18 protein-coding genes and 1 pseudogene are annotated in these 22,382 nt (G+C 61.1%); 8 read left to right on the top strand and 11 right to left on the bottom strand.

Annotated elements, in window-relative coordinates; translation table 11 throughout:
* Positions 1-26 precede the first annotated feature (26 nt).
* On the top strand, positions 27-4,829 hold the full coding sequence (locus PSH73_RS21155; RefSeq protein WP_305461312.1) for an RHS repeat domain-containing protein: 4,803 nt from the start codon (positions 27-29) through the stop codon (positions 4,827-4,829).
* Between the two features lie 24 nt (positions 4,830-4,853).
* Here PSH73_RS21155 and PSH73_RS21150 read toward each other — a convergent pair whose 3' ends face one another.
* The 3 genes from PSH73_RS21150 to PSH73_RS21140 all read right to left on the bottom strand — a co-directional run bounded on the left by PSH73_RS21150 (position 4,854) and on the right by PSH73_RS21140 (position 8,352).
* The gene (locus PSH73_RS21150) at positions 4,854-5,981 is read right to left on the bottom strand and encodes an FAD-binding oxidoreductase (RefSeq protein ID WP_057958534.1); all 1,128 of its coding nucleotides are present in this window, start codon (positions 5,979-5,981) and stop codon (positions 4,854-4,856) included.
* A 145-nt stretch (positions 5,982-6,126) separates the two neighbouring features.
* Positions 6,127-7,599: an ATP-dependent RNA helicase RhlB gene (gene rhlB / locus PSH73_RS21145; RefSeq protein WP_115128943.1), complete on the bottom strand. Its 1,473-nt coding sequence runs from the start codon at positions 7,597-7,599 to the stop codon at positions 6,127-6,129.
* A gap of 96 nt (positions 7,600-7,695) precedes the next feature.
* Positions 7,696-8,352 carry an alpha/beta hydrolase gene (locus tag PSH73_RS21140; RefSeq protein WP_198792619.1) on the bottom strand — a complete coding sequence of 219 codons (657 nt, stop codon included), beginning with the start codon at positions 8,350-8,352 and terminating at the stop codon, positions 7,696-7,698.
* A gap of 345 nt (positions 8,353-8,697) precedes the next feature.
* On the opposite strand from PSH73_RS21140, the gene PSH73_RS21135 reads away from it, so the two are divergent.
* The 5 genes from PSH73_RS21135 (at position 8,698) to PSH73_RS21115 (ending at position 13,123) form a co-directional block, all read left to right on the top strand.
* Positions 8,698-9,729 carry an amino acid ABC transporter substrate-binding protein gene (locus tag PSH73_RS21135; RefSeq protein ID WP_057438245.1) on the top strand — a complete coding sequence of 344 codons (1,032 nt, stop codon included), beginning with the start codon at positions 8,698-8,700 and terminating at the stop codon, positions 9,727-9,729.
* Between the two features lie 72 nt (positions 9,730-9,801).
* Entirely contained in the window at positions 9,802-10,983 is a 1,182-nt protein-coding gene (locus PSH73_RS21130; protein ID WP_198830312.1) for an amino acid ABC transporter permease, read from the top strand.
* Positions 10,984-10,993: 10 nt separating this feature from the next.
* Positions 10,994-12,091, top strand: coding sequence for an amino acid ABC transporter permease (locus PSH73_RS21125; RefSeq protein WP_057958538.1), 1,098 nt, complete (start codon positions 10,994-10,996; stop codon positions 12,089-12,091).
* A 10-nt stretch (positions 12,092-12,101) separates the two neighbouring features.
* Positions 12,102-12,866 carry an amino acid ABC transporter ATP-binding protein gene (locus tag PSH73_RS21120; RefSeq protein WP_045062117.1) on the top strand — a complete coding sequence of 255 codons (765 nt, stop codon included), beginning with the start codon at positions 12,102-12,104 and terminating at the stop codon, positions 12,864-12,866.
* Between the two features lie 68 nt (positions 12,867-12,934).
* Positions 12,935-13,123: a hypothetical protein gene (locus PSH73_RS21115; protein WP_305462745.1), complete on the top strand. Its 189-nt coding sequence runs from the start codon at positions 12,935-12,937 to the stop codon at positions 13,121-13,123.
* Between the two features lie 44 nt (positions 13,124-13,167).
* On the opposite strand, the pseudogene PSH73_RS21110 reads toward PSH73_RS21115, so the two are convergent.
* Positions 13,168-13,239 (bottom strand): annotated as a pseudogene (locus PSH73_RS21110) (type II toxin-antitoxin system MqsR family toxin); the annotation flags it as partial.
* Between the two features lie 159 nt (positions 13,240-13,398).
* Here PSH73_RS21110 and PSH73_RS21105 point away from each other — a divergent pair.
* Complete coding sequence (locus tag PSH73_RS21105; RefSeq protein WP_057438247.1) at positions 13,399-14,058, top strand: FadR/GntR family transcriptional regulator; 660 nt, start codon at positions 13,399-13,401, stop codon at positions 14,056-14,058.
* Complete coding sequence (locus tag PSH73_RS21100) at positions 14,048-15,328, top strand: CynX/NimT family MFS transporter (RefSeq protein ID WP_057438249.1); 1,281 nt, start codon at positions 14,048-14,050, stop codon at positions 15,326-15,328. The genes PSH73_RS21105 and PSH73_RS21100 overlap by 11 nt, the downstream gene beginning before the upstream one ends.
* Here PSH73_RS21100 and PSH73_RS21095 read toward each other — a convergent pair.
* From PSH73_RS21095 to PSH73_RS21065, 7 genes are all read right to left on the bottom strand, one after another.
* Positions 15,325-15,975, bottom strand: coding sequence for a DUF1120 domain-containing protein (locus PSH73_RS21095; protein WP_057438251.1), 651 nt, complete (start codon positions 15,973-15,975; stop codon positions 15,325-15,327). The two genes, PSH73_RS21100 and PSH73_RS21095, sit on opposite strands and share 4 nt — an antisense overlap.
* Before the next feature lie 17 nt (positions 15,976-15,992).
* Positions 15,993-17,135, bottom strand: coding sequence for a DUF1120 domain-containing protein (locus PSH73_RS21090; protein ID WP_305461307.1), 1,143 nt, complete (start codon positions 17,133-17,135; stop codon positions 15,993-15,995).
* Between the two features lie 11 nt (positions 17,136-17,146).
* Positions 17,147-19,579, bottom strand: coding sequence for a fimbria/pilus outer membrane usher protein (locus tag PSH73_RS21085; RefSeq protein ID WP_305461305.1), 2,433 nt, complete (start codon positions 19,577-19,579; stop codon positions 17,147-17,149).
* A 55-nt stretch (positions 19,580-19,634) separates the two neighbouring features.
* Complete coding sequence (locus tag PSH73_RS21080; protein WP_057958542.1) at positions 19,635-20,336, bottom strand: fimbria/pilus chaperone family protein; 702 nt, start codon at positions 20,334-20,336, stop codon at positions 19,635-19,637.
* Between the two features lie 33 nt (positions 20,337-20,369).
* A complete protein-coding gene (locus PSH73_RS21075) occupies positions 20,370-20,996 on the bottom strand; it encodes a DUF1120 domain-containing protein (protein ID WP_115128933.1) in 627 nt (208 codons plus the stop codon).
* An 89-nt stretch (positions 20,997-21,085) separates the two neighbouring features.
* Positions 21,086-21,706: a DUF1120 domain-containing protein gene (locus PSH73_RS21070; protein ID WP_169989496.1), complete on the bottom strand. Its 621-nt coding sequence runs from the start codon at positions 21,704-21,706 to the stop codon at positions 21,086-21,088.
* A 37-nt stretch (positions 21,707-21,743) separates the two neighbouring features.
* On the bottom strand, positions 21,744-22,358 hold the full coding sequence (locus tag PSH73_RS21065; RefSeq protein ID WP_057958544.1) for a DUF1120 domain-containing protein: 615 nt from the start codon (positions 22,356-22,358) through the stop codon (positions 21,744-21,746).
* Positions 22,359-22,382: the final 24 nt, after the last annotated feature.

Raw genomic sequence — 22,382 nt, 5'->3', positions numbered from 1 at the left:
TCTCGTCTTCAGAACAGGTGCTTACCATGAATGTCTATTCCAACGCATTTAATTTTTCCTCGTACTTGAACGGTTCCGTCGATCCACGAACAGGTCAGTATGGTGCCCAAATCAATTTGGCTCAATTATCTCCTGAGGGGCCTCTCGAGGTCAGTCGCAGTATTGTTTTGTTATTTTCAATGTTTGAGCCTGGCCGTGTACCTTATGGGTTGGGGTGGCGCCTGAGTAATACGGAATTTGACCTTTCCAGTGCGCAACTCACGTTGATTAGCGGCGAGCGATTTAAGACGCAAGGTATGCCTTCTGTTGGCGGAACGATGGTTTTCAAGGATCGAAAACTTAAAGATCTAGTGGTAAGGCGAACGAATGAAACCACGCTGCATGTGATTTATCGGGATGGCACGATTGAAGTTTTGGAGCGTACCAGTAGTACGCTCCCTTATCGAATTACTTCCATAAGATTTGAAAATGGTGAGGTCTTCAGATTCGGCTATGCCCCAGGTGGTTCTCTTGAGCGTATCCTCAATCACAAACAGGAAGAGTTGCTGCTACTGACCTACGCGAGTGGGCGCCTGCAAACGGCTGATAGACGTGTCGAGGGGGGGCGTTATGCGCGTACGCGATTTACACAGATCAATGATCGCCTTACAGGTGTCACTGCGCCTTACGATCGTAGTGGTGCGCCGGGGGTTGCTGCCTATACGTTTGTATACAGGACGCTGTTTCGTAATGGCTTGGTTGCGATTGAGCGGGTGCAAACGCCGATGGGCGGAACTGAGCAGATCAACTATACCGAAAACGGTCATCAATATGGCAACAACCAATTCATCCCCCGTGTGTCCAGTTGGACGCAGACTCCAGGTGCCAATCAACCTCCAATGATCCGGACTTATGATTACAGTCCAGGGCAGAACTTCACGGGGTTCCCTTATGCGGGTGGTTTCAAAGAGGGTGAGGACAACCTGTATCTGATTAGCGGCGCCTATGACTATTGGACTGAGGAGAAAAGCATTGACGCGGCCAATAACAATACGGTCTTGAGCGTCACTCGTACCACCTACAATAAGTTTCACCTGTTGACCGAAAAGCAGGTCCTACGCGAGGGAACGCGCAGTAAAGTAAATATCACCTATAACACGCTCCCCGGTCTATTTCCCAGCCAGCCCGCGAACTTCCAACTGCCCAAAACCGTTACCAATCGCTATGAACTCGTAGCTGGTGGCACCTCGAGGGAAGAGATCCAGCAGATCGAAACCGATGATTATGGCAACGAACTCAGCCGCACCGAACCCTCTGGCATTCGCACCGAATACAGTTATTACCCGATTGCCGGCGAAAGCGGCAAATGCCCGGCGGACCCCCACAAATTGTTCCAGCGCTACCTCAAACAAGAGCGACTCGTACCTGTAGGAGGCACGCCTACCGCGCGACTCACGGAATATACCCATACGCGCGTCCCCCAGACGGGCAGTAGTTATTTTGTGCTACAGCAATCGAGCAGCCAGGCTGGTGTGCTAGTGATGCAGCAGACTTACTACGAAACCCCTGTGGCGCTGGCTGGCCGGTTGAAGAGCAGCACCAGTACGGTCGGCGGGCAGCTGTTGACCAGTGATTTCAGTTACGTCATTGAAGGCGATAACCTGATCGAAACCCGACGGTTGAAAGGGCGCGAAGAACAAGGAAATCAATGGCTTGAGGCAAAACGCACGCTTTCGATGGTCAGTCGACGCCTGTTGTCGTTAACGCGAGATGGCGGCAGCACGATGGGCCTGGCGTACGACGTCAATGGCCGGCTGACCGCAGAAACCGTAGCTCTTGGAGCGCCGCAGAAAGCGACCCGGCAATACGCTTACCATTTTGCCGAAGAGAATAAGCGTGCCCATCTGATTACCGCGGACGCGCAAGGTAACAAGACGATTACCTACTACGACGGTGCCGGACGCCAGGTGTCCGAAGCACAATTGATCGGCTCGAGCCAGGAGCGAGTCGCCTGCACTTGGCGTTATGACGCGCTTGGGCAAACTGTGGAAGTGGTCAAGAGCGACTACGTGACCAACGGGCAACGCTCGTTGCGCAGCGTCCACTCCTACAGTAAGTGGGGCAACGCCAGCCGCGTCACCCACGCCGATGGCCGTGTTGTCATCAACGAGTATGACCCGCGGCTCAATCTTACCGAGGAGGGCGTGGTTGGCGGTGAACGGCTGTTGACCTATTTCAATACGCATAACCAGCCAATGAAGGTGGAGCGCCTGGATGCCAACAATAATAAAGTGGAGCTGGCGTCGTATACCTACGATGGCCTGGGGCGCTGCGTGACGGCAATGGATGTCAATAAAACGTCCACTGAGCTGACCTATGACGTGTTCGACCGGGTGCTGACGACCCTTCAAAAACCAATAGATGGCACTCCTCATCGGCTGCGTAAAACGGATTACGCCCCCGGCACCAGCAGTGAATTGGCCAGTGCTTTTACGGTCGACAACAAGCGGCTGGGGGCCCGTACCTACGATAGCCTCGGCAGAATGACCAGCCAGACGCGTGGGGCATCGGGGCAGGCCACGACCTGGGAGTACAAGGCCGGAGAGATGGAACCGTTCACCATGGTTTCCTCCCGTGGGGTTCGCCAGACCCTGACTTATGACACAGAGTTGGATGTGCCGACTCGGATTGAGATGTCGGACCATCCGGCGAGCACCTACCGGCATGACCCGGTTACCGGTGCTATGACACGTTCCGAGACCAATGGCTTGATCCATGAGTTCGTTATGGATGCCAACGGCCGTCCTGAAAAGGATATCCAAACCGCCAACGGCAACGTCCTGACCTCGCAGTATGGCTATTCCCCTGGCGGGCGCCTGCTGCAGCAAACTTCCGCCGACGGCCAGTCCAGCCAGCTTGAGTACGATGTGTTCGGGCGGTTCTCCAAGATGACCACTGGCGCCATGGTCATCGAGCAAACCTACGATACATTGGGCCGGCCGCATGTCCTGAGCACCGCCTATGAAAGCACGCGAGTCGTTACCAAGCTGTCCTATGACTCGCTGGGTCGGGAAGCCGAGCGCCGCTTCGAGCAGAACGGTGCGCTGTTCCAGGTCATGACCAGCACGTATCACCTCAACAGTATGTTGGCGACACGGGAACTCAAGGACGCCGGCTCACGCCTGGTGATCGGCGAAACCTTCACCTACGATGCCTTTCTGCGGCTCAAGACCTATCGCTGCACGGGGCCCGAACACCCCAAGGATCATCTGGGGCGTGGCATTGTCGGGCAGGATTTCAGCTTTGACAGCCTCAATAACATTACTCGGGTTGTCACGACGTTTGCCGACAGCACGCAAGACACCTGCGAGCGTTATTTTACCGGTGCCGATCCCACTCAACTGACCCGGCTGACCCACACACGCCCGGCGCAGGATGTCACCCTGACGTATGACGCGGCGGGCAACTTGCAGGCACACCCGGCGGGCCAGGCCTATACCTACAATGGTTTTGAGCAGTTGACCACAGTGCAGGCCGGTCCCCTCAAGTACAGCTACCAATACGATGCCGAGGCCCGCCAGGTACTGGCGTCCCGGGGCAGTGAGCCGCCGGTGATGCTGGCATACGCCGGCGACCGGCTGGAGACTCTGGTTGAAGGGAGTAAAAAGATCCGTTATGCCGACGGCGGGGATGAGGTGATGGCACGCAGCGGGGGCGTCGACGGGCTGCAACTGCATATGAACGATGCCAGCGGTAGCGTGCGCGGCGTATCGGCCCCAGGCCAGGCCCATGTGCGGCGACACTACACGCCCTACGGCGATACGAAAATCCCGCTGGATGACGGCAAGGTCCGTAGCATGGCTGATCTGCAACTGCCGGCGTTGAATGGTCAACGGCTGGATGCGGCGATCAACCTCTACTTTCTCGGCAACGGTCAACGGGTCTACGATCCTCACCTGATGATGTTCTTGCAGCCTGATCCGCTGAGCCCTTTTGACGAGGGGGGGATCAACAGCTATGCCTACTGTGCTGGTAATCCGGTCAACCTAATGGACCCCAGCGGGTTGTTGCCGAACTGGTTGAAGTGGGTATTGACCGGAGTTGCGCTGGTGTTGTCGATAGTGACGGTAGGTTTTGCGGCTCCCGGATTTGTTACCGCGGTAGCGGCATATGCGGCGGCAGCTGGAACGGCGGCGGCATCTGCGGCGGGGATGGTTGTTGCTTCCAAGGCGGCGCTGCTGGGGGCTGCATCGTTGGGGGTGGTTGGGGGAACGCTTAGTGTCGCAGCCTTGAGTATCGCTGAGGTCGACAGGGCGATGGGTTGGGACCGTTCGCACCACATCCAAAACCTGGGGTGGGCATCTTTCGGGTTCTCTGTGGCGTCATGGGTAGTTAGCTTTGCGGGGGCCTACACGTCGGCAAGTATGGCCTACACTGCGGCTCTCAAGGCCAGCACGGCCAAGGACTTTGTCAAGTACAGCAGCTTTTTTGACGCCCCACTGGGGGCCAGCTTTCTGGCGGCTGGCAAGCGGATGCTGGGCTTGAGCTATAAGTTCACCGATAAACAGGGAATCACTAGCTTCAGCAAGATTTACGGGGTCACCCGTTTCGTATTGAGAAGTACCAACTTTGGTCGCTCGGTAGAGGCCAGAACCACATCGGCAGGCTCGGGTGGTGGCGATCCTGCCCAACCCGTGCCAGGTGCTCCCGGTTCGGCCCATCCCCAGCCGCAAGCCACGGGCAGTCGCCTGGTGGATATGCCGGCCAGCAGTGCAGGCTATTACCAGGCATTCAGAGACGAGGCGTCGCGCATTCGCCAGCCCATCATTGCGCAGTTGTATCAAGGATGATCCAGCAGGGCACCGTGCCTGCAATCAACCCAGGCGCCGGGGCGATAACATCGCCTCCGTCAGGCCGGCACGCTGCAACGCCTCGGGTAACGCCAGGTGGCGAACCAATGCCGCACTGGCCTGGCCCATCGCCGGTGAGGTCTGGATGCCATAACCGCCCTGGGCCGCTACCCAGAATAAACCCTCGACCTGTGGATCGAACCCGCACACCAGGTCGCCATCGCTGACAAAGCTGCGCAACCCTGCCCAGGTGCGGGTCGGGCGGCGGATGCTCAGGGTGGTGGCTTGTTCGATGTGATAGATGCCCGTGGCAATGTCCAGCTCTTCGGGTTGCACGTCGTGGGGCGCCACCGGGTCGGCATTGGCCGGTGAGCCGAGGAACATGCCGGCGTCGGGCTTCATGTAGAACGAGCCGTCGAGGGCCGCCAGTTCCGGCCAGGTGTGGCTATTCACCTCGGCGGGGGGCGCGAAGATAAAGGCGCTGCGCCGCTTGGGTTGCAGGCCGATCTTCCGCGCTCCGGCCAGCTCGCCAATGGTGTCGGCCCAGGCGCCGGCGGCATTGAGGATCACCGGGGCGCTGAAGCGTTGTTGCGAAGTGCGCACGTGCCACTGGCCCTCGCCGTCGCGGGTCAGTTTCTGCACTTCATTGTCGGTGTGGATTTCTCCGCCATTGCGCCGGATACCACGTAGATAGCCTTGGTACAGCGCGTCGGTGTCGATGTCGCAGACCGTCGGGTCGTAGATCGCCCCGTGGACTTTTTCCGGGCGCAGGATCGGCAGCCTGTGCAGCGCCTCCTCGGCACTCAGCAGCTGCGTCTCGGGTACCAGGGCCTTGGCACTCAGGTATTGGCGCTGCAGTTCGTCAGGATCGCCCAGCAGGTCCACCAGCAGTTCGCCACGGGGCGTGAGCAACGGATGCTCGCTGAAACCTGCGGGCGGGTGATCGAAGAAGTCGCGGCTGCCCAGGGTCAGGGCGCGCACTTGCGGGGTACCGTAGGCGGCGATATACAGCGCGGCCGAGCGGCCAGTGGAGTGATAGCCCGGCATGGACTCACGCTCCAGCACGATGACGCGGGCGTGTCGGGACAGCCAGTAACCGGCGGAGGCACCGGCAATACCGCCGCCGATGATGATGTAGTCGGCCTGGTTCATGTGTTCCTCCTTGAATGTGAAAGCGCTGAAAGCAAATGTGGGAGCGGGCTTGCTCGCGAATGCGGTGTGTCAGTCTCTGGACATATTGACTGATTCACTGCGTTCGCGAGCAATCCCGCTCCCACATCTTTTACCGCATTCCAGCTTAAGGGCGTTTACGCTCTACGGGACGCAGCAAGTGCGTCGGCGGCGTTTCGCAGCTGATCTTGCGGCCCAGCAAGGTTTCGATCGACGGCAATTGATACGAGTCGTCTTCCCCGGCAAAGCTGATCGACACACCGGCAGCGCCTGCACGCCCGGTACGGCCGATACGGTGTACGTAGTCGTCCGGCACTTCCGGCAGGGTGAAGTTGATCACGTGGCTGATGCCGTCGATATGAATCCCGCGGCCTGCCACATCGGTGGCCACCAGCACGCGGATCTTGCCTTCGCGAAAGCCTTCCAGGGTCTTGATGCGTTTGTGCTGCGGCACGTCGCCGGACAGTTGCGCGGCATTGACGCCGTCGCGAACCAGGCGTTCTTCAATGCGCCGCACTTCGTCCTTGCGGTTGGCAAATACCATGACCCGCTCCCAACCGTTGTCGTTGACCAGGTTGTAGAGCAGCTTGTATTTGTCGGCACCGGCCACCGCATAGATATGCTGTTCGACGTTTTCGCTGGCGACGTTCAGCGCCTCGATCTCGACGATGGACGGGTCGGTGGTCCACTGCTTGGCGAGGTTCATCACGTCTTCGGTGAAGGTCGCGGAGAACAGCAGGGTCTGGCGTTCGTTTTTCGGTGGGGTCTGGCGAATGATCTGACGCACTTGTGGGATAAACCCCATGTCGAGCATCCGGTCGGCTTCGTCCAGCACCATCACTTCAACCATGTCCAGGTGTACGTCACCACGCTGGTTGAAGTCCAGCAAACGGCCCGGGGTGGCGACCAGGATGTCGCAGTGCCGCGCTTCCAGGTGCTTGAGCTGTTTGTCGAAGTCCATGCCGCCCACGAACGTCATGACGTTGAGGCCGGTGTACTTGGTCAGGTCGGCGGCATCCTTGGCGATCTGCACCACCAGCTCCCGGGTCGGGGCGATGATCAGTGCCCGTGGCTCGCCCATGTAGCGCTCTTTGGGCGGCGGGGTTTGCAGCAGCTGGGTAATGATCGAGATCAGGAACGCTGCGGTCTTGCCGGTACCGGTCTGGGCGCGGCCAATGGCGTCTTTGCCGGCCAGGGTGAAGCCCAGTACCTGGGCCTGGATCGGCGTGCAGTATGGAAAGCCCAGGTCCTGGATGGCATGCATCAGTTCCGGGGCCAGCTTGAAGTCGTGAAAGCGGGTCTTGCCCTCTTGGGGCTCAACCACGAAGTCTTCCAGTTTCCACGGCTTTACCACCGGTTTTGGCGCACGTTCGCGGCGCGGTTTTTCTACGCGCGGTGGTTCTTCTACGGGCTGGGCGGCTGGAGCCGGGGCGGCAGGCGTGGCAGGCGCTGGTTTTGGCGAGGCAACGGGCGCGGTTCGGCCAGGCTGTTTACCGTCATTGCGGCTGCCGGAAGTTTGGGCCGGGGCGCTGGGAACAGGGGCGAGTGGTTCAGCCTCGCTTTTACCGAACATCTTCTTGAGTGCTTTGAGCACGGTCATCTCATCAATTGGTTAAGGAATGTACGCCGGCCAGTGTAATGCAAGAATCGGGCGCGGCGTAGTGCGTTGGACACGCGGCTACACAATGGCGGTTTTTTAGCCAAGCCGTTGGCTTAGCCATTGACCGATATCGCGGATCTCTTCGGGTAACACTTCGTGACCCATTGGGTATTCTTGCCATGTCACGGTGACACCCTGCTGCTTTAAATGCTCATAGGCGCTGCGGCCCATGGCGTTCTGCACCACTTCATCGTACTGGCCGTGCAGGCACAGGGCCGGAATGCGCTGCTGGCTGGCGGACAGTTCCAGTTCATCGCTGAACGTCGGTGCATAAGTGGAGAGGGCAAGCACGCCACCCAAGGCCCCCTGCCATTTCATAAAGGCGGCGTGCAGGACCACCGCGCCGCCTTGGGAAAAGCCGGCAAGGAAAATGCGCGAGGCGTCTATTCCGCTGGCTTTTTGTTGGTCGATCAAATCAATGACCATTTTTGCCGACTCATCCAGCTGTTCACGGCTGATGGCCCGTGCCGGGCTCATGGCCAATATGTCGTACCAGCTTGGCATCTCGTAGCCGCCATTGATGCTCACCGCACGGGTCGGTGCCTGGGGCAATACAAAGCGCGTGGACAGCAAGGTTTCCTGCAACGCCTCCGCCACTGGCAAGAAGTCGTAGCGATCGGCACCCAGGCCATGCAACCAGATTACGCAGGCGTCTGCGGGCTTGGCGGGCTGAAGAATCAAGGGGTCGGTCATGTTTGCTCCATAAATGTGCGTGCGCGCCGAAGAGATGCGACAAGGCAGCTCGTGCAAGGCGGCTCAGTTAACAAGATGTCGCATGGTTGACTGTTTTGCGATTGATCCTGGGCTGAAACGACTCATCTGACACTCTGGTACGGCGCTTGCTATGTGTAGGTTGATGTCAGAACTATCCGGGAACGGTAACACTATCAGTGACTACCGCCTCTGGGATAGCCGCTGCAATGACAGCGACAGCCTCTTGCTGCTTGACCCCAAAAAAAGCCAACACGGGTCGATATCGCCTCATAAGGGTGCGCAGAGGTTCGAGCTCCGACACAACAAGAGCAACTGGAGGTTTGAATGAAGGTATTGAAGTCCACCCTGGCCATCGTGACTGCGGCGACCGTATTGGGGATCAGTGGTCTGGCCCAGGCCGGTGCCACCCTGGATGCAGTGCAGAAGAAAGGGTTTGTGCAATGTGGCGTCAGCGACGGCCTGCCGGGTTTCTCGGTGCCGGATGCCAGCGGCAAGATCCTCGGGATTGACGCTGACTACTGCCGCGCCGTGGCCGCTGCGGTGTTCGGCGACGCGACCAAGGTCAAGTTCAGCCAATTGAATGCCAAGGAGCGTTTCACCGCGCTGCAGTCTGGCGAAGTCGACATCCTCTCGCGCAATACCACCATGACCAGCTCCCGCGATGCGGGCATGGGCCTGAAATTCCCGGGGTTCATCACCTACTACGACGGCATCGGCTTTTTGGTCAACAACAAGCTGGGCGTGAAAAGTGCCAAGGAACTGGACGGTGCAACCATCTGCATCCAGGCCGGTACCACCACCGAGCTGAACGTTTCCGACTACTTCCGTGGCAACAACCTCAAGTACACCCCGATCACCTTCGACACCTCCGATGAAAGCGCCAAGTCCCTGGAGTCCGGGCGCTGCGACGTGCTGACCTCCGACAAGTCGCAACTGTTCGCCCAGCGCAGCAAGCTGGCCGCGCCGAAAGACTACGTGGTCCTCCCGGAAACCATTTCCAAGGAGCCCCTGGGCCCGGTCGTGCGTAATGGCGACGACGAGTGGCTGGCCATCGTGCGCTGGGTGGGCTACGCCATGCTCAACGCTGAAGAAGCCGGTATCACCTCGAAAAACGTCGAGGCTGAAGCCAAGGCCACCAAGAACCCGGACGTTGCCCGTCTGCTGGGCGCTGACGGCGAATACGGCAAAGACTTGAAAGTGAAGAAGGACTGGGTGGTCCAGATCGTCAAGCAGGTCGGTAACTACGGTGAAGTGTTCGAGCGCAACCTGGGCAAGAGCACCCCGCTGGAAATCGACCGTGGCCTGAACGCGCTGTGGAACAACGGTGGCATTCAATACGCACCTCCTGTGCGCTGATCGCTGATGGTTCTATCACCCGGTGGGCCAACCGCCGGGTGATGTTCTGTTCCATTTTTTGCGGGGCACTTAATGCAAACTCAAATCGGCGCACCAAAACAGAAGCTCAGCTTCAGTGATCCAAAAGTGCGTGCGTGGCTGTTCCAGATCATCACCATCGTGGCGGTGGTCGCGTTGGGCTGGTACCTGTTCAACAACACGCAAACCAATCTTCAGCACCGGGGCATTACCTCCGGCTTCGACTTCCTGGAGCGCAGCGCCGGTTTCGGCATCGCTCAACATTTGATCGACTACACCGAATCGGACAGCTATGCCCGGGTCTTTGTGATCGGTCTGCTCAACACCTTGCTGGTCACCGTGATCGGTGTGGTCCTGGCCACCATCCTCGGGTTTATCATCGGCGTGGCCCGGCTGTCACCGAACTGGATCATCAGCAAACTGGCGACGGTGTATGTGGAGGTGTTTCGCAATATTCCGCCGCTGCTGCAAATCCTGTTCTGGTATTTCGCGGTGTTCCTGACCATGCCGGGGCCGCGCAACAGCCATAACTTCAGCGACACCTTTTTTGTCAGCAGCCGTGGCCTGAACATGCCGGCGGCCGTCGCGGCCGATGGGTTCTGGCCGTTTGTCGGCAGTGTGGTGCTGGCGATCACTACCATTGTGTTGATGAGCCGTTGGGCCAATAAACGCTTTGAAGCCACCGGCGTGCCGTTCCACAAGTTCTGGGCGGGTCTGGGGCTGTTCCTGGTGATCCCGGCGTTGTGCACGTTGCTGTTTGGTGCGCCCGTGCATTGGCAAATGCCGGAACTCAAGGGCTTCAACTTCGTCGGCGGCTGGGTTCTGATCCCCGAGCTGCTGGCGCTGACCCTGGCGCTCACGGTTTACACAGCAGCGTTTATTGCCGAGATCGTGCGTTCGGGCATCAAGTCGGTCAGCCACGGCCAGACCGAAGCCGCGCGCTCCCTGGGCATGCGCCCCGGGCCCACGCTGCGCAAGGTCATCATCCCGCAAGCCCTGCGGGTGATCATCCCGCCGCTGACCAGCCAATACCTGAACCTGGCGAAAAACTCGTCCCTGGCCGCCGGTATCGGTTACCCGGAAATGGTTTCGCTGTTTGCCGGCACGGTGCTCAACCAGACCGGCCAGGCCATCGAGGTCATTGCCATCACCATGAGCGTGTACCTGGCAATCAGCATCAGCATTTCCCTGCTGATGAACGGGTACAACAAGCGCATTGCGCTGATCGAACGGTGAGGACACCCGCATGACTTCCCATACTTTCAAACCTGATATGCCGCCGCCGAACAAAGTCTTCGGCCCGATGGCATGGATGCGCGCCAACCTGTTTTCCAGTTGGCTCAATACCCTGCTGACCTTGCTGGCGTTCTACCTGGTGTACCTGGTGGTGCCGCCGATCCTGCAGTGGGCGATCCTCGACGCCAACTGGGTCGGCACCACCCGCGCCGACTGCACCAAGGAAGGCGCCTGCTGGGTGTTTATCCAACAGCGCTTCGGGCAGTTCATGTACGGCTACTATCCCGGCGACCTGCGCTGGCGCGTGGACTTCACCGTGTGGCTGGCGGTGATTGGCGTGGCCCCGCTGTTTATCTCGCGGTTTCAGCGCAAGGCGGTCTACGGCCTGGGCTTTCTGGTGCTGTACCCGATCATCGCCTTCTTCCTGCTGCACGGCGGGATCTTCGGCCTGACCAACGTCGCCACCAGCCAATGGGGCGGCCTGATGCTGACCCTGGTCATCGCCACCGTCGGCATCGCCGGGGCCTTGCCCCTGGGGATTGTGCTGGCGCTGGGGCGACGCTCGAACATGCCGGCGATTCGTGTGGTGTGTGTGACCTTCATCGAGTTCTGGCGCGGCGTGCCGTTGATTACCGTGCTGTTCATGTCGTCGGTGATGCTGCCGCTGTTCCTGCCTGAAGGCATGGGCATCGACAAGCTGCTGCGGGCCCTGATCGGCGTGATCCTCTTCCAGTCGGCCTATGTGGCTGAAGTGGTGCGCGGTGGCTTGCAGGCGATTCCCAAGGGGCAGTACGAAGCGGCCGCCGCGATGGGCCTGGGCTACTGGCGCAGCATGGGCCTGGTGATCCTGCCGCAAGCCCTGAAGCTGGTGATCCCCGGCATCGTCAACACGTTTATTGCGCTGTTCAAGGACACCAGCCTGGTGATCATCATCGGCTTGTTCGACCTGCTCAACAGCGTCAAGCAAGCCGCCGCCGACCCGAAATGGCTGGGCATGGCCACTGAAGGCTATGTGTTCGCGGCCCTGGTGTTCTGGATTTTCTGTTTTGGTATGTCGCGCTATTCCATTCATTTGGAACACAAGCTCGACACTGGCCACAAGCGTTAGGAGTTTTTTGATGAGCGAAGCAATCAAACAGCCGGTGAGCCCTGAAGGCATTATCCAGATGCAGGGCGTCAACAAGTGGTACGGCCAGTTCCATGTGTTGAAAGACATCAACCTCAACGTCAAGCAGGGCGAGCGCATCGTGCTGTGCGGCCCGTCCGGTTCGGGCAAATCCACCACCATCCGCTGCCTCAACCGCCTGGAAGAGCACCAGCAGGGGCGCATCGTGGTCGATGGCGTGGAACTGACCAATGACCTCAAGCAGATCGAAAGCGTGCGCCGGGAAGTGGGCATGGTGTTCCAGCACTTCAACCTGTTCCCGCACCTGACCATCCTGCAGAACTGCACGCTGGCGCCGATGTGGGTGCGCAAGATGCCCAAGCGCAAGGCCGAGGAAATCGCCATGCACTACCTGGAGCGCGTGCGCATCCCGGAGCAGGCCCACAAGTTCCCGGGACAATTGTCGGGCGGCCAGCAACAGCGCGTAGCGATTGCCCGTGCCCTGTGCATGAAGCCGAAAATCATGCTGTTCGACGAGCCGACCTCGGCCCTCGACCCGGAGATGGTCAAGGAGGTGCTGGACACCATGATCGGCCTGGCCGAAGACGGCATGACCATGTTGTGCGTGACCCACGAAATGGGCTTTGCGCGCACCGTGGCCAACCGCGTGATCTTTATGGACAAGGGCGAGATCGTGGAACAGGCGGCGCCCAATGACTTCTTCGACAACCCGCAGAATGAGCGGACCAAGTTGTTCTTGAGTCAGATTTTGCATTGATGGATGTTTGAGACCAACCCGGCCTGGCGCCGGGTTTTTTTTGCGGCTAGGAAGCGTTGAGTACTTCAGTGTCGCTGTTCACGGTAGAGGTGAAGGCACCGAACAAATCAGCACCCTCGGCGGATGCGTTTTATCTCGGCGCCGATCATTTTTCGCGCGGCGAGAACCAACTCATCACCCGCTTCTGCATAGCGATCCGCACTATCGGTATCGGGGTCCCAAAAGCCGTCGCCACAGGCTTTGCATCCCCAGCCTGAAAGAGTGTCGACCCGACGCCCCATGCCCTGGACACTGATGGTTTTGCGTTCCTTCCAAGCCGCCTGACATCCGCCTTTATCACCGCCGAATCGTAATGAGGTGTGTACTTTTCCATAAGACACCTGAGGCCAATAGTTACCCTTGAAGGGTAATTTTACTGATCGAAAATTCGCTTCCTTTGCCCGCCTGAAAACCCTGGTGCGTTGCTTCTGTAGGCAACTCCGAATAGTCTGTACGAAAATTCATCCTATGATTGGACGAAAGTACAAAACCCATGCCGGACATCGCCCCTCTGATCAAACGCTCCCTGGTCGACCAGGCCCTGGACCAACTGCGCCAGCGCATCACCCAAGGCAAATGGGCGATTGGCGAGCGCCTGCCCACCGAGCCGGAGCTGTCGGCCGAGCTGGGCATCAGCCGCAATACCGTGCGCGAAGCCATGCGGGTGCTGGCGTTCTCCGGGCTGATCGAGGTTCGCCAGGGAGACGGTAGCTACCTGCGTTCCATGACCGATCCGTTAGGGGTGATGAATGCCATGTCCCAGTGCACCCTGGAGCAGGCGCAGGAGACGCGGCAGATTCTTGAGGTCGAGGCCGTCGGCCTGGCGGCCTTGCGCCGCACCCCTGAGGATCTGCAACGCCTGCACCAAGCGCTGCGGGCCAGTGGCGAGCACTACCACGGCGACCTGGAGCACTACATCCAGTGCGACCTGGTGTTCCACAAGCGCCTGGTGGACGCGGCCCACAACCCGGCCTTGAGCGAGCTGTACCAGTACTTTTCCAGCATCGTCGGCGCCCAGTTGCGCCAGACCCTGAATATCAAGCCGCGTCGCCAGGCAGTGTTCGACCTGCATGTCGAACTGCTCAATGCCGTGGAGCAGCAGGCCCCGGAGCGCGCCAAAGCCCTGTCCCGGCAGTTGATCAATGAACCTTGAACCCGAGAACGCCATGCCCCGCCCAGAAAATGCCCTTGAAGAATTGCTGATCGACGCCGAGGCCGACGACGAGGTGGTCCAGCACAGTCCGCCGCAGGTGCATCGTCCGTGGCTGTTATTACTGGGCCTGATCCTGGTGGCGTTGAACCTGCGCCCGGCGTTGTCGAGCATGGCACCGCTGCTCAGTGAAGTGTCCGCCAGCCTGGGGTTGTCGGCGGCCCAGGCCGGCCTGCTGACCACCTTGCCGGTGCTGTGCCTGGGCCTGTTTGCGCCCATGGCGCCGATCCTCGCCCGACGGTTTGGCGCCGAGCGGGTGGTGCTGGGGATTTTATTGACCCTGGCCGCCGGGATCATTCTGCGCAGCTCGTTCGGTGAGGTCGGGCTGTTCGCCGGCAGTCTGCTGGCCGGGGCCAGTATTGGCATTATCGGGGTGTTGTTGCCGGGTATCGTCAAGCGTGACTTCGCCAGGCAGGCCGGGGCCATGACGGGGGTCTACACCATGGCCCTGTGCCTGGGCGCGGCGTTGGCAGCAGGGGCCACGGTGCCGTTGAGTCATTACTTCGCAGACAGCTGGAACATCGGCCTGGGCTTCTGGATGCTGCCGGCACTGCTGGCGGCGCTGTTCTGGTTACCGCAAGTCGGGCAGAAACACGGCGCCCACCAGGTGGCGTATCGGGTCAAGGGCTTGCTGCGCGACCCGCTGGCCTGGCAGGTGACGTTGTATATGGGCCTGCAATCGTCCCTGGCCTATATCGTGTTCGGCTGGCTGCCGTCGATCCTCATCGGCCGTGGCCTGAGTGCCACTGAAGCCGGGTTGGCCCTGTCCGGCTCGATCATCGTGCAACTGGCCAGCTCCCTGGCCGCACCCTGGCTGGCCACCCGTGGCAAGGATCAACGCCTGGCCATTGTGGTGGTAATGCTGCTGACCCTCGGCGGCCTGTTCGGGTGCCTGTATGCACCGTTGGACGGTCTGTGGGGCTGGGCGATTCTGTTGGGCCTGGGCCAGGGTGGCACGTTCAGCCTGGCGCTGACCTTGATCGTGCTGCGCTCGCGCGATTCCCATGTGGCCGCCAACCTGTCGAGCATGGCCCAGGGCATCGGTTACACCCTGGCGTCCCTTGGCCCGTTCGCGGTCGGCCTGGTGCATGACTGGACCGGCGGCTGGACGGCCATTGGCTGGATTTTCGCGGTAATCGGCCTGGGTGCAATCGTCGCCGGGCTGGGCGCAGGACGTGCGCAGTATGTGCAGGTCACCAGCGAGAAACTCTAGAGATACAGCACTTCCAGGGTTGCCGAGCCATCCAGCGGGGTGTCGGTGCTCAGGTCCAGGTTCTGCCGGGCATTGATCACCGCTTCGACTTTGACCGTGCTGATCAGAACCTGAATCGCCGACGGTCCGGCGACACTGTCTTTGGTTTCGGTGAACCCCAGGTAACTGTTGGCGCCAATCTCGATGGTGTTGAGGTTGGCGGTACGCCAGGCCAGGCCGCCGGTGGTGGACTCGGTGCCGTAGATCAGCGAAGTACTGTCGACCAGCGTTTTTCTGGGATCAAACGTCATGGAATACAGCCCGATGCGATTACCACTGTTGTCGAACCCCAGCCCGTAATAGATCTCGCTGTTGACCGTGGCCGAACCGTTGCGATTGTCGCGCATGCGCAGGGCAAAGCGCGCTGGGGCATTGCAGCCGATTCTGACTTGCAACTGCTTGATCGGCAGGCGTGTGCCCTTGTCGAGGTTCAGGTCATGTTGGGAAATCTTGCCGTAGTCGATCAGCCCGCCGCTGGACAGCAGCGGGGTACAGGCTGTCGGCGTGACCTGGCCTTTGACGCTCAGGTCCACGGTCGAGGCGGCCAGCGCAGGTTGCGCCGAGACCAGTAACAGCAGGGCGGGCAAAGCCAGGCAGTGCTTGTGCATAAAGAAGGTTCCAGAGGTCAGAGGTAGATGATTTCCAGGGTGCCGGAGCCGTTGATACGCACCACGTTGCGCAGGTCCATGGATTGGGTGGGGGCCAGGTAGGGCTTGATGCGCACCGTGCCGACCAGGTGTTGAGCGGCAATCGGCCCCAGGGTGCTGCCGATGCTGTCGGTAAACCCCATCAGGCTATTGGCGGCGATCGGGATCTGCCGGGCGGTGGCGCTGCTCCAGGCCTGGCCGTTGCTGGTGGAGTCGGTGCGATAGAGGGTGCCCAGGTTATCGGCGCTGAAGTCCGCCGGGTCGATGTTCAGATAGTAGCGACCGATTTTGTTGTGACTGGCATCCACGCCCAGGCCATAGGCGGTCTCATCGGTGCCGCCGGTGGCCGAGCCGAATCGGTTGTCGTGCATCACCAGGGCGAAGCGTGCGGGGGCATCGCAACTCACGGAAAACTGCAACGTACGGGTGGGCAGCGGGGTTTCTGCAGTGGCGCTCAGGTCCTTGGCCAGCAAGGTGCCGTAATTCACCAGGCCGCCGTTGGATAACTGCGGTGTGCAAGCGACGGGGGCGAAGTGGGCGCGCAGGGTCAGTTCCCGGTAGCGCCCGCTTTGGGGGGCGTCGAAGGTGCCCGACACTTCCCAGGTGGTCGCATCGCGCACGTGGGTCGCGGCCACGTCGGCCCAGGCACTGAGGCTTACTTGCAGGGAAAAGTGCTGGCCTTGCACCGGATTGCCGCCGACCATCGGCACCACCCCATGGCCTGGACGCCAGTTCAACGCTGTGGCGACGGTGGCGGGAGGCTGGCCGGCGCCCGGTAGTAACCCCAGCTCCACTGCCTGGCCATCCAGCACGCCATCGCTGACTTGCAGGGCGTAGTGTCCATGTTCGGTAAATTGCAGGTATTGCGCATTCGCCGCCAGGGCCCGATAGAACACACCCATATCCGCCGGTTGCGGACAACTCAGGTTCAGGCTCAGGCGGCGTTCGCCGAGCAGGCGCTGGGGGGCACTGTCGTTTTGTGCAAGGCGGCTCATCAGGCCCAAATCCAGCAGGGATTCACTGAGGGTCAACTGGCACTCGTCATCGGCCAGGGCATTGCCGGCAAGGCCGACGGTAAGCACGACCGCCATCAGTCGCTTTGGGGCGCGGAAAAGGCGCATGGTGATCGTCCTCATAAGGCGTTGCAGCTCGCTGGCACGGTTTCGAAGTACACCTGGGGATCGCCCTTGGCCGGCAGTTCAAATTGCAGCCGGCAGCGCTCCATCTCTGGTGCGTTGACCCACAATTCAGACTGCTCCAGCACGTTGGGCAGGAACACCTGGCCACTGTCCTGCACCAGGGTCACGAACTCGCCGCTGGCGGTACTGACAGAGGCGCCACGGGGCAGCAACGCCCCCTGCGCGGTGCGCGCGGTGAGCAACACTCGACGGGTCAAGGTCACGCCGAATTCGACCCGTTGCACGGCGCCGCGCCCGGCCGAGATCATGGTCAGGCCGTTGTTGATATCGGCGTTGCGCGGCAGCGAGCGGGTCTGCACTTCCACCGGGCTGCGGCCATAGGCGCTCACCTGGGGCACCACGGCCTGGCCTTGCCAGTCGGTCCACACCGGGCCGCTGGGCGTGCTCAGCTTGATACCGCCCATGTCGCCCAGCGCCACCACGGCAAAGGTGTCGCGCACCGCATACGGCGACAACGTGACACCGCCACCATGCAGCACCACGCCCCCCCGGGCGCTGCCCTGATAGCTCGAACGCTCGGCATCGGCGCGGCTGTAGCTGAAATCGAGTTGGCTGTAGCGGGGCAGGGCCGAGAGGCCGAGGGTGGTTTCGACCTGCTGGTCGCGGGTGTCGTGTTCGGCGCTGACGCGGTAACTCAATTGATCGTCGATCTGTTCGTTCAGCCCCAGCCCCGTGCGATGTTCGCTGCCCGAGTTGCGGACCCAGGCCCGCACGCGGCGGCTCTCGCCCAGGGGCAGGCTGACGTTCAGGTACACCGCGTTGTCCTGCTGCTGGCGCCCGCCCATCTGCCACTCGGCACTGGCCGACAATGACACCCCGCCGACGCTGGTGCCCCAGGACGCCAGGCCGCGACTGCTGCTCTCGCCGTCAGCGCTGCTCGAGCGCGAAACCCCGGCACTGAAAGCCCCCAGCCACGGGTGGGACCAGCCCAGCGTGGCGCTTTGTTGATCGCGATAACGGGAGCGCGGTTGCTGGGTGGTGTCGGGCGCGTAGGTGGCTTCTTCCAGTTCCCGATAGCCCGGTGTCCTCCAGGAATTGGCCACGCTGAACGACCATTGATCATTCAGGCGCTGGGCCCAGGACAGGTCGGTTTGCAGGCCACGGACCTTGTCCCGCGCCTGGGTATCGGCGAGCTGTGTGGACAGCTGGATCTGACTGTCCAGCCACGGCAGCCAACCCAGGCTCAGCCCCGCAGCCCGGTATTCACTGGACACCAGCACGCCGCTGCCCAGGGACAGTTGCGAGTGCACGGCACCGGTCCAGCCCGCGCTGGCGACCCACGGATCGTCGCCCTGGGCATCGCCGATATTGCGCACACGGCCCACCGCCACCGAGTACCCCGGTGCTGGCAACCCGAGGCCGAGCATGGCGGCGGGGACGGTGAAGCGTCGCTCGCCGCCGCTGCTTTCCTTGACCGTGACTTCGACGTCCGAACGCGAGTTCAGGCGCCGTACGTCCGTCAGGGAGAACGGTCCGGCGGGCACCACCGTGGAGTGAATCAACGCGCCGTTCTGCCGCACCTCGACTTGCGCCGGGCTGTTGGCAATACCGTCGATGGTCGCGCTTTGCCCCTGTGCCAGTAGAGCCTGTTCGGTCAGGACCTGGACCCCGGTGATCTGCGCACCGGATAACACCGGGTTGTAGAGGCTGATCTGCCCGGCTTGCAGCACGGCTTGATGGCTGGCAAAAGTGCGCTGGGCATAGGCCTCCAGATGGGTGCTGCGCGACAGCCCATCCTGCCAGGTCTGTACTTGGCGGCTGCGCACGATCCAGTCGCCGGCGTTGAAACCCACCTCGGTATTGGCCGAGCCAAACCGGCTGTTGCCGTCGCCGAAGCGGTTATAGAACCCTGTGAGATCGTAATTGAGCAAGCCGGCGACGCCGCCGGTTTCATAGCCCGAGACGTCTTGTTGCACCGGGCGCAATGCATCGGTCGGCACCACCAGGGACACGCTGAGGCTGGCGGGGTCCGGCTCCACCAGGCTTTGTGGGTACTGCGCGAGAAAATCATGGCAGGGCCCTTCGTCGCCGGGGATCGTCAGGTTGGCGGCGTCCAGCAAGGATCGGTCAAAACACAGTACGCCCTGTTGATCAAAACCCACCTCCAGGCGCCCACGAGGCTGGCCGTTGACCCGCAGGCTCACCGCCTGCCTGCCGGCGGCAAAGCGCGGGGCGTCCAGCAGCAGGTTGGCCAACTCTGGGTCAATGCCGCGCTGGTGCAGGGTGGTGGCGTCGAAGCCGGGCCGTGCTTCGGCCCAGGCTTTGCCCGGCAATAAGGCACAGGCCAGCAGCATCGCGGGGAAGGCAAGGCGAGCGGGAGTGTCGGGCACTGCTTCGCCGTCACGGGAGCTCAATATTGTTTTCACGAAAGGCACTCGATTGAAGGGCGTCTGTGGCGGGTCGGGAACCTCTTGTTGCTCGTCAGATGATCGGGGCTTCGTAGGCGGCAGCCGCAAAGCCGTAGACGGTGGCCGGTTGCAGTCGCACTTTAGTGGCGGGGCCGCCGCTGGCCTGCACACTCAGGGTCTCCCCGGGCAACACGTAGGTGCGAGGCAGCATGGCTTTGCCGTCACCGGGCAGCAGGCGCAGGTCCTGGGCCAGGCGCACCACATACGGGCTGTCGTTGCGCACGTGCAAGGTACTGCCCTGTTGCGACCAGGTCAGGCTGGTCCAGGGCGTGCGATTGAGGGCCAGGCCCTTGGGGTGGATGATCACCGGCAGGTTCTGGCGCACCGTCACGCCGACCTGTGCGTGCCCGGCTTTGGCCGCGGAACGGCCCTGGGGCATACCTTCGAAGATCGCCCGTTTGAGCCGCTGGGTACGCAGCGGTTGTTGGCTTTGCAGGATGAAACGGACCAATTGCGATTTGTCCGGCTCCACCCGCGACAGTGGCGGCGTGACTACCAGCAGGGGTTCGGTGTCTTCGGGAATGTCTTCCAGGGTGACGTGCAACAAGGCGAGCTGGCCGTCGGTGTTGGTCACTGAAACGGCGGCCTCACCCTCGGCTTCGTAAATAATCACCACGGAGGTGTCCGGCACCATGCCGTCGGCCTGGGCCTGTGCGCCAAGCAGCAGCGACAGGGCAAGCCAGCAGGTTGCTGTTTTGAGTAAGGTTGTGGTCATGCCGGGGTCTTCCATTGGGGCAGCGTGAAGAGGTCAGAGGTAACGCAGGTCCAGCACGATGGAGCCATCGAGCGGCACCTCCTGATTCAGGGTCAGGTACTGGGTGAAGTTGATCGACGTGTCGATGCGCAATTGAGTCGTCAACTGGCCGATGAAGTCCGGCTGGCGATCTCCGGGCAGGGCAAAGCCGACATAGGATTTGGGGTACGCATTGGGTTCCGGGCGCCAGGTTTCGCCACTGTCGGTGGAGGCCAGGACCTGCATGGGCTGTGAGTCGCCCTGGGGGTTGCGATAGGACAGGGCGATGGACCCCAGGCGCTCGGCCGGGACGTGGATGTTTCGGCCCAAGCCATAGAAGAACCCAGGGGCCAGTGAGGATTGCGCGCGGTTATCGAGCCCCACCAGGGCGAACAACATCGGCCTGGTGCATTGCACCTTCAGTTCCAGCAACTGGCCCGGTAGTACGGTGAACTCGTTGGCGTTGAGGGTGTGTGCGGGAATTTTCCCATGATTAACCGTGCCGTCCTCTGACAGCGTCACGTGGCAGGCATCCGGCGTCAGCCGCCCCGTTACCGTGATATCGACAGAAGACGCGGCGAAGGCCGCTGCGCCATTCGTCAGCAAAAGCCAGATCGCCAGAAGGCGAGGGTAGGTGTTCATCGGTGGGCGCCACTGGCCGAAGTAGACACGGCCGATACGAAAGAAATACCCATGCCCGCAAGTCTCAGCCAGGCATGGGCGTCCAAGGGTTACAGGTACTTGACTTCAAGGGTGGCGGAACCATCGAGGGTGACCTCGTTGCTCAGGTCCAGGCCGTCGGTACGGGCAATGCTGGTTTCCACCACCAGTTCCGCCACCAGCTCCTGGATGGAGGCCGGCTGGGTGGCGTCATCCATGGTGGCTGCGGCCATGTACAAACCTGGATTCCAGAACTTTTCGCTGTACCAGGTATTGCCGCCGTCTGCGGATGCAATCGGCTGCATCGGTATTCCGTCGGCGACCGCGTTGCGTAGCGTCAACCCGAACCAGCCCAGTTTTTGCGTGCCGTTGATCAAGCCCAGGCCGAACTGGGCCGCAGTGGGGGACGAGCCGGCGCGGTTGTCGATGGCGTGCAGGGCAAATTGAATCGGGGCATCGCACGTGACCCCCAGGATCAGGACGTGGGTGCCGATTTGTGTGGGGCTGTCCGCACGCAAGTCTTTCGCGGAAATCTTGCCATGGTCGACGATTCCGCCATGGTCCATGTTAGGCGTACAGGCGCTGGGGACGATCAGACCCTTGACGGTCAGGTCGACGGTGGAGGCCGCGTAACTGGTGGCAGAGCCAAGCAGCAGCAGGCTGGTGGCGATGGCGGTGAACACGGGTTTCATGGGAGCGAGTTCCTTTCGATTGGGGCTGTGTGTGGCGTTACAGATAGTTGACCTGGACCGTGGCGTGCCCATCGACGGGGACTTCGTCGGTCAGGGTCAGGCCATCGGCAGGCGCAATGTGGGTGTACAGGCGGATCTCCGCGTCCAAGGCGCGGACGGCGATAGGTACCAGGTCATTGCCCCTCGCAACTGCCGTCACCAGGGTGTGGTTGAGCATATTGGTCAGTTCCCACGTCACGCCGCCGTCTCGCGAGGTAATGGTCCGTACCGGGGCACCGTCAGCTATCGGGGTGTAGAGATGAAAGGCGGACCCTCCCAGTTTCTCGCCCCCGGGCGTCATGCCCAGGCCATGCCAGTTGTCGTGGTTGGCCGAGGAGCCGGCACGGTTGTCGACAGTGTTCAGGGTGAAAAGCGTCGGTGCTTCACAGCGCACGCTCAGTAGCATGGATTGATTGGGCAGTTTGGTGTGCTGGTCGGCGTTGAGGTCCTTGGCCGACATTTTCCCGAAGTCGATGGTGCCGTCGCCTGAGATCAACGGTGCGCAGGCGCTGGGCGTAATGGTGCCTTTGACGGCGAGGTCGGTGGTGCTGGCGGCGAATGCCGCCGGTGTGAACAGCAATGTCAGTAGGAGTCTGGAGGCAAAAGCGTTCATAGACATAGGGCCCTTTATCTGGAG

This window comes from Pseudomonas sp. FP2294 (genome assembly GCF_030687625.1).
Classification (GTDB): Bacteria; Pseudomonadota; Gammaproteobacteria; order Pseudomonadales; family Pseudomonadaceae; genus Aquipseudomonas; species Aquipseudomonas shahriarae.
Note: the sequence above shows the minus strand (reverse complement) of the source record. Positions and strands in the feature narration are given on the sequence as shown.

Excerpts from the sequence above, each read along its gene's own strand:
- PSH73_RS21075 (WP_115128933.1), bottom strand. The coding sequence starts at position 20,996 with ATGAACACCTACCCTCGCCTTCTGGCGATCTGGCTTTTGCTGACGAAT.
- PSH73_RS21065 (WP_057958544.1), bottom strand. The coding sequence starts at position 22,358 with ATGAACGCTTTTGCCTCCAGACTCCTACTGACATTGCTGTTCACACCG.
- PSH73_RS21130 (WP_198830312.1), top strand. The coding sequence starts at position 9,802 with ATGCAAACTCAAATCGGCGCACCAAAACAGAAGCTCAGCTTCAGTGAT.
- PSH73_RS21140 (WP_198792619.1), bottom strand. The coding sequence starts at position 8,352 with ATGACCGACCCCTTGATTCTTCAGCCCGCCAAGCCCGCAGACGCCTGC.
- PSH73_RS21090 (WP_305461307.1), bottom strand. The coding sequence starts at position 17,135 with ATGCGCCTTTTCCGCGCCCCAAAGCGACTGATGGCGGTCGTGCTTACC.
- rhlB (WP_115128943.1), bottom strand. The coding sequence starts at position 7,599 with ATGACCGTGCTCAAAGCACTCAAGAAGATGTTCGGTAAAAGCGAGGCT.
- PSH73_RS21070 (WP_169989496.1), bottom strand. The coding sequence starts at position 21,706 with ATGAAACCCGTGTTCACCGCCATCGCCACCAGCCTGCTGCTGCTTGGC.
- PSH73_RS21105 (WP_057438247.1), top strand. The coding sequence starts at position 13,399 with ATGCCGGACATCGCCCCTCTGATCAAACGCTCCCTGGTCGACCAGGCC.
- PSH73_RS21135 (WP_057438245.1), top strand. The coding sequence starts at position 8,698 with ATGAAGGTATTGAAGTCCACCCTGGCCATCGTGACTGCGGCGACCGTA.
- PSH73_RS21120 (WP_045062117.1), top strand. The coding sequence starts at position 12,102 with ATGAGCGAAGCAATCAAACAGCCGGTGAGCCCTGAAGGCATTATCCAG.
- PSH73_RS21150 (WP_057958534.1), bottom strand. The coding sequence starts at position 5,981 with ATGAACCAGGCCGACTACATCATCATCGGCGGCGGTATTGCCGGTGCC.
- PSH73_RS21100 (WP_057438249.1), top strand. The coding sequence starts at position 14,048 with ATGAACCTTGAACCCGAGAACGCCATGCCCCGCCCAGAAAATGCCCTT.
- PSH73_RS21125 (WP_057958538.1), top strand. The coding sequence starts at position 10,994 with ATGACTTCCCATACTTTCAAACCTGATATGCCGCCGCCGAACAAAGTC.
- PSH73_RS21095 (WP_057438251.1), bottom strand. The coding sequence starts at position 15,975 with ATGCACAAGCACTGCCTGGCTTTGCCCGCCCTGCTGTTACTGGTCTCG.
- PSH73_RS21155 (WP_305461312.1), top strand. The coding sequence starts at position 27 with ATGAATGTCTATTCCAACGCATTTAATTTTTCCTCGTACTTGAACGGT.
- PSH73_RS21080 (WP_057958542.1), bottom strand. The coding sequence starts at position 20,336 with ATGACCACAACCTTACTCAAAACAGCAACCTGCTGGCTTGCCCTGTCG.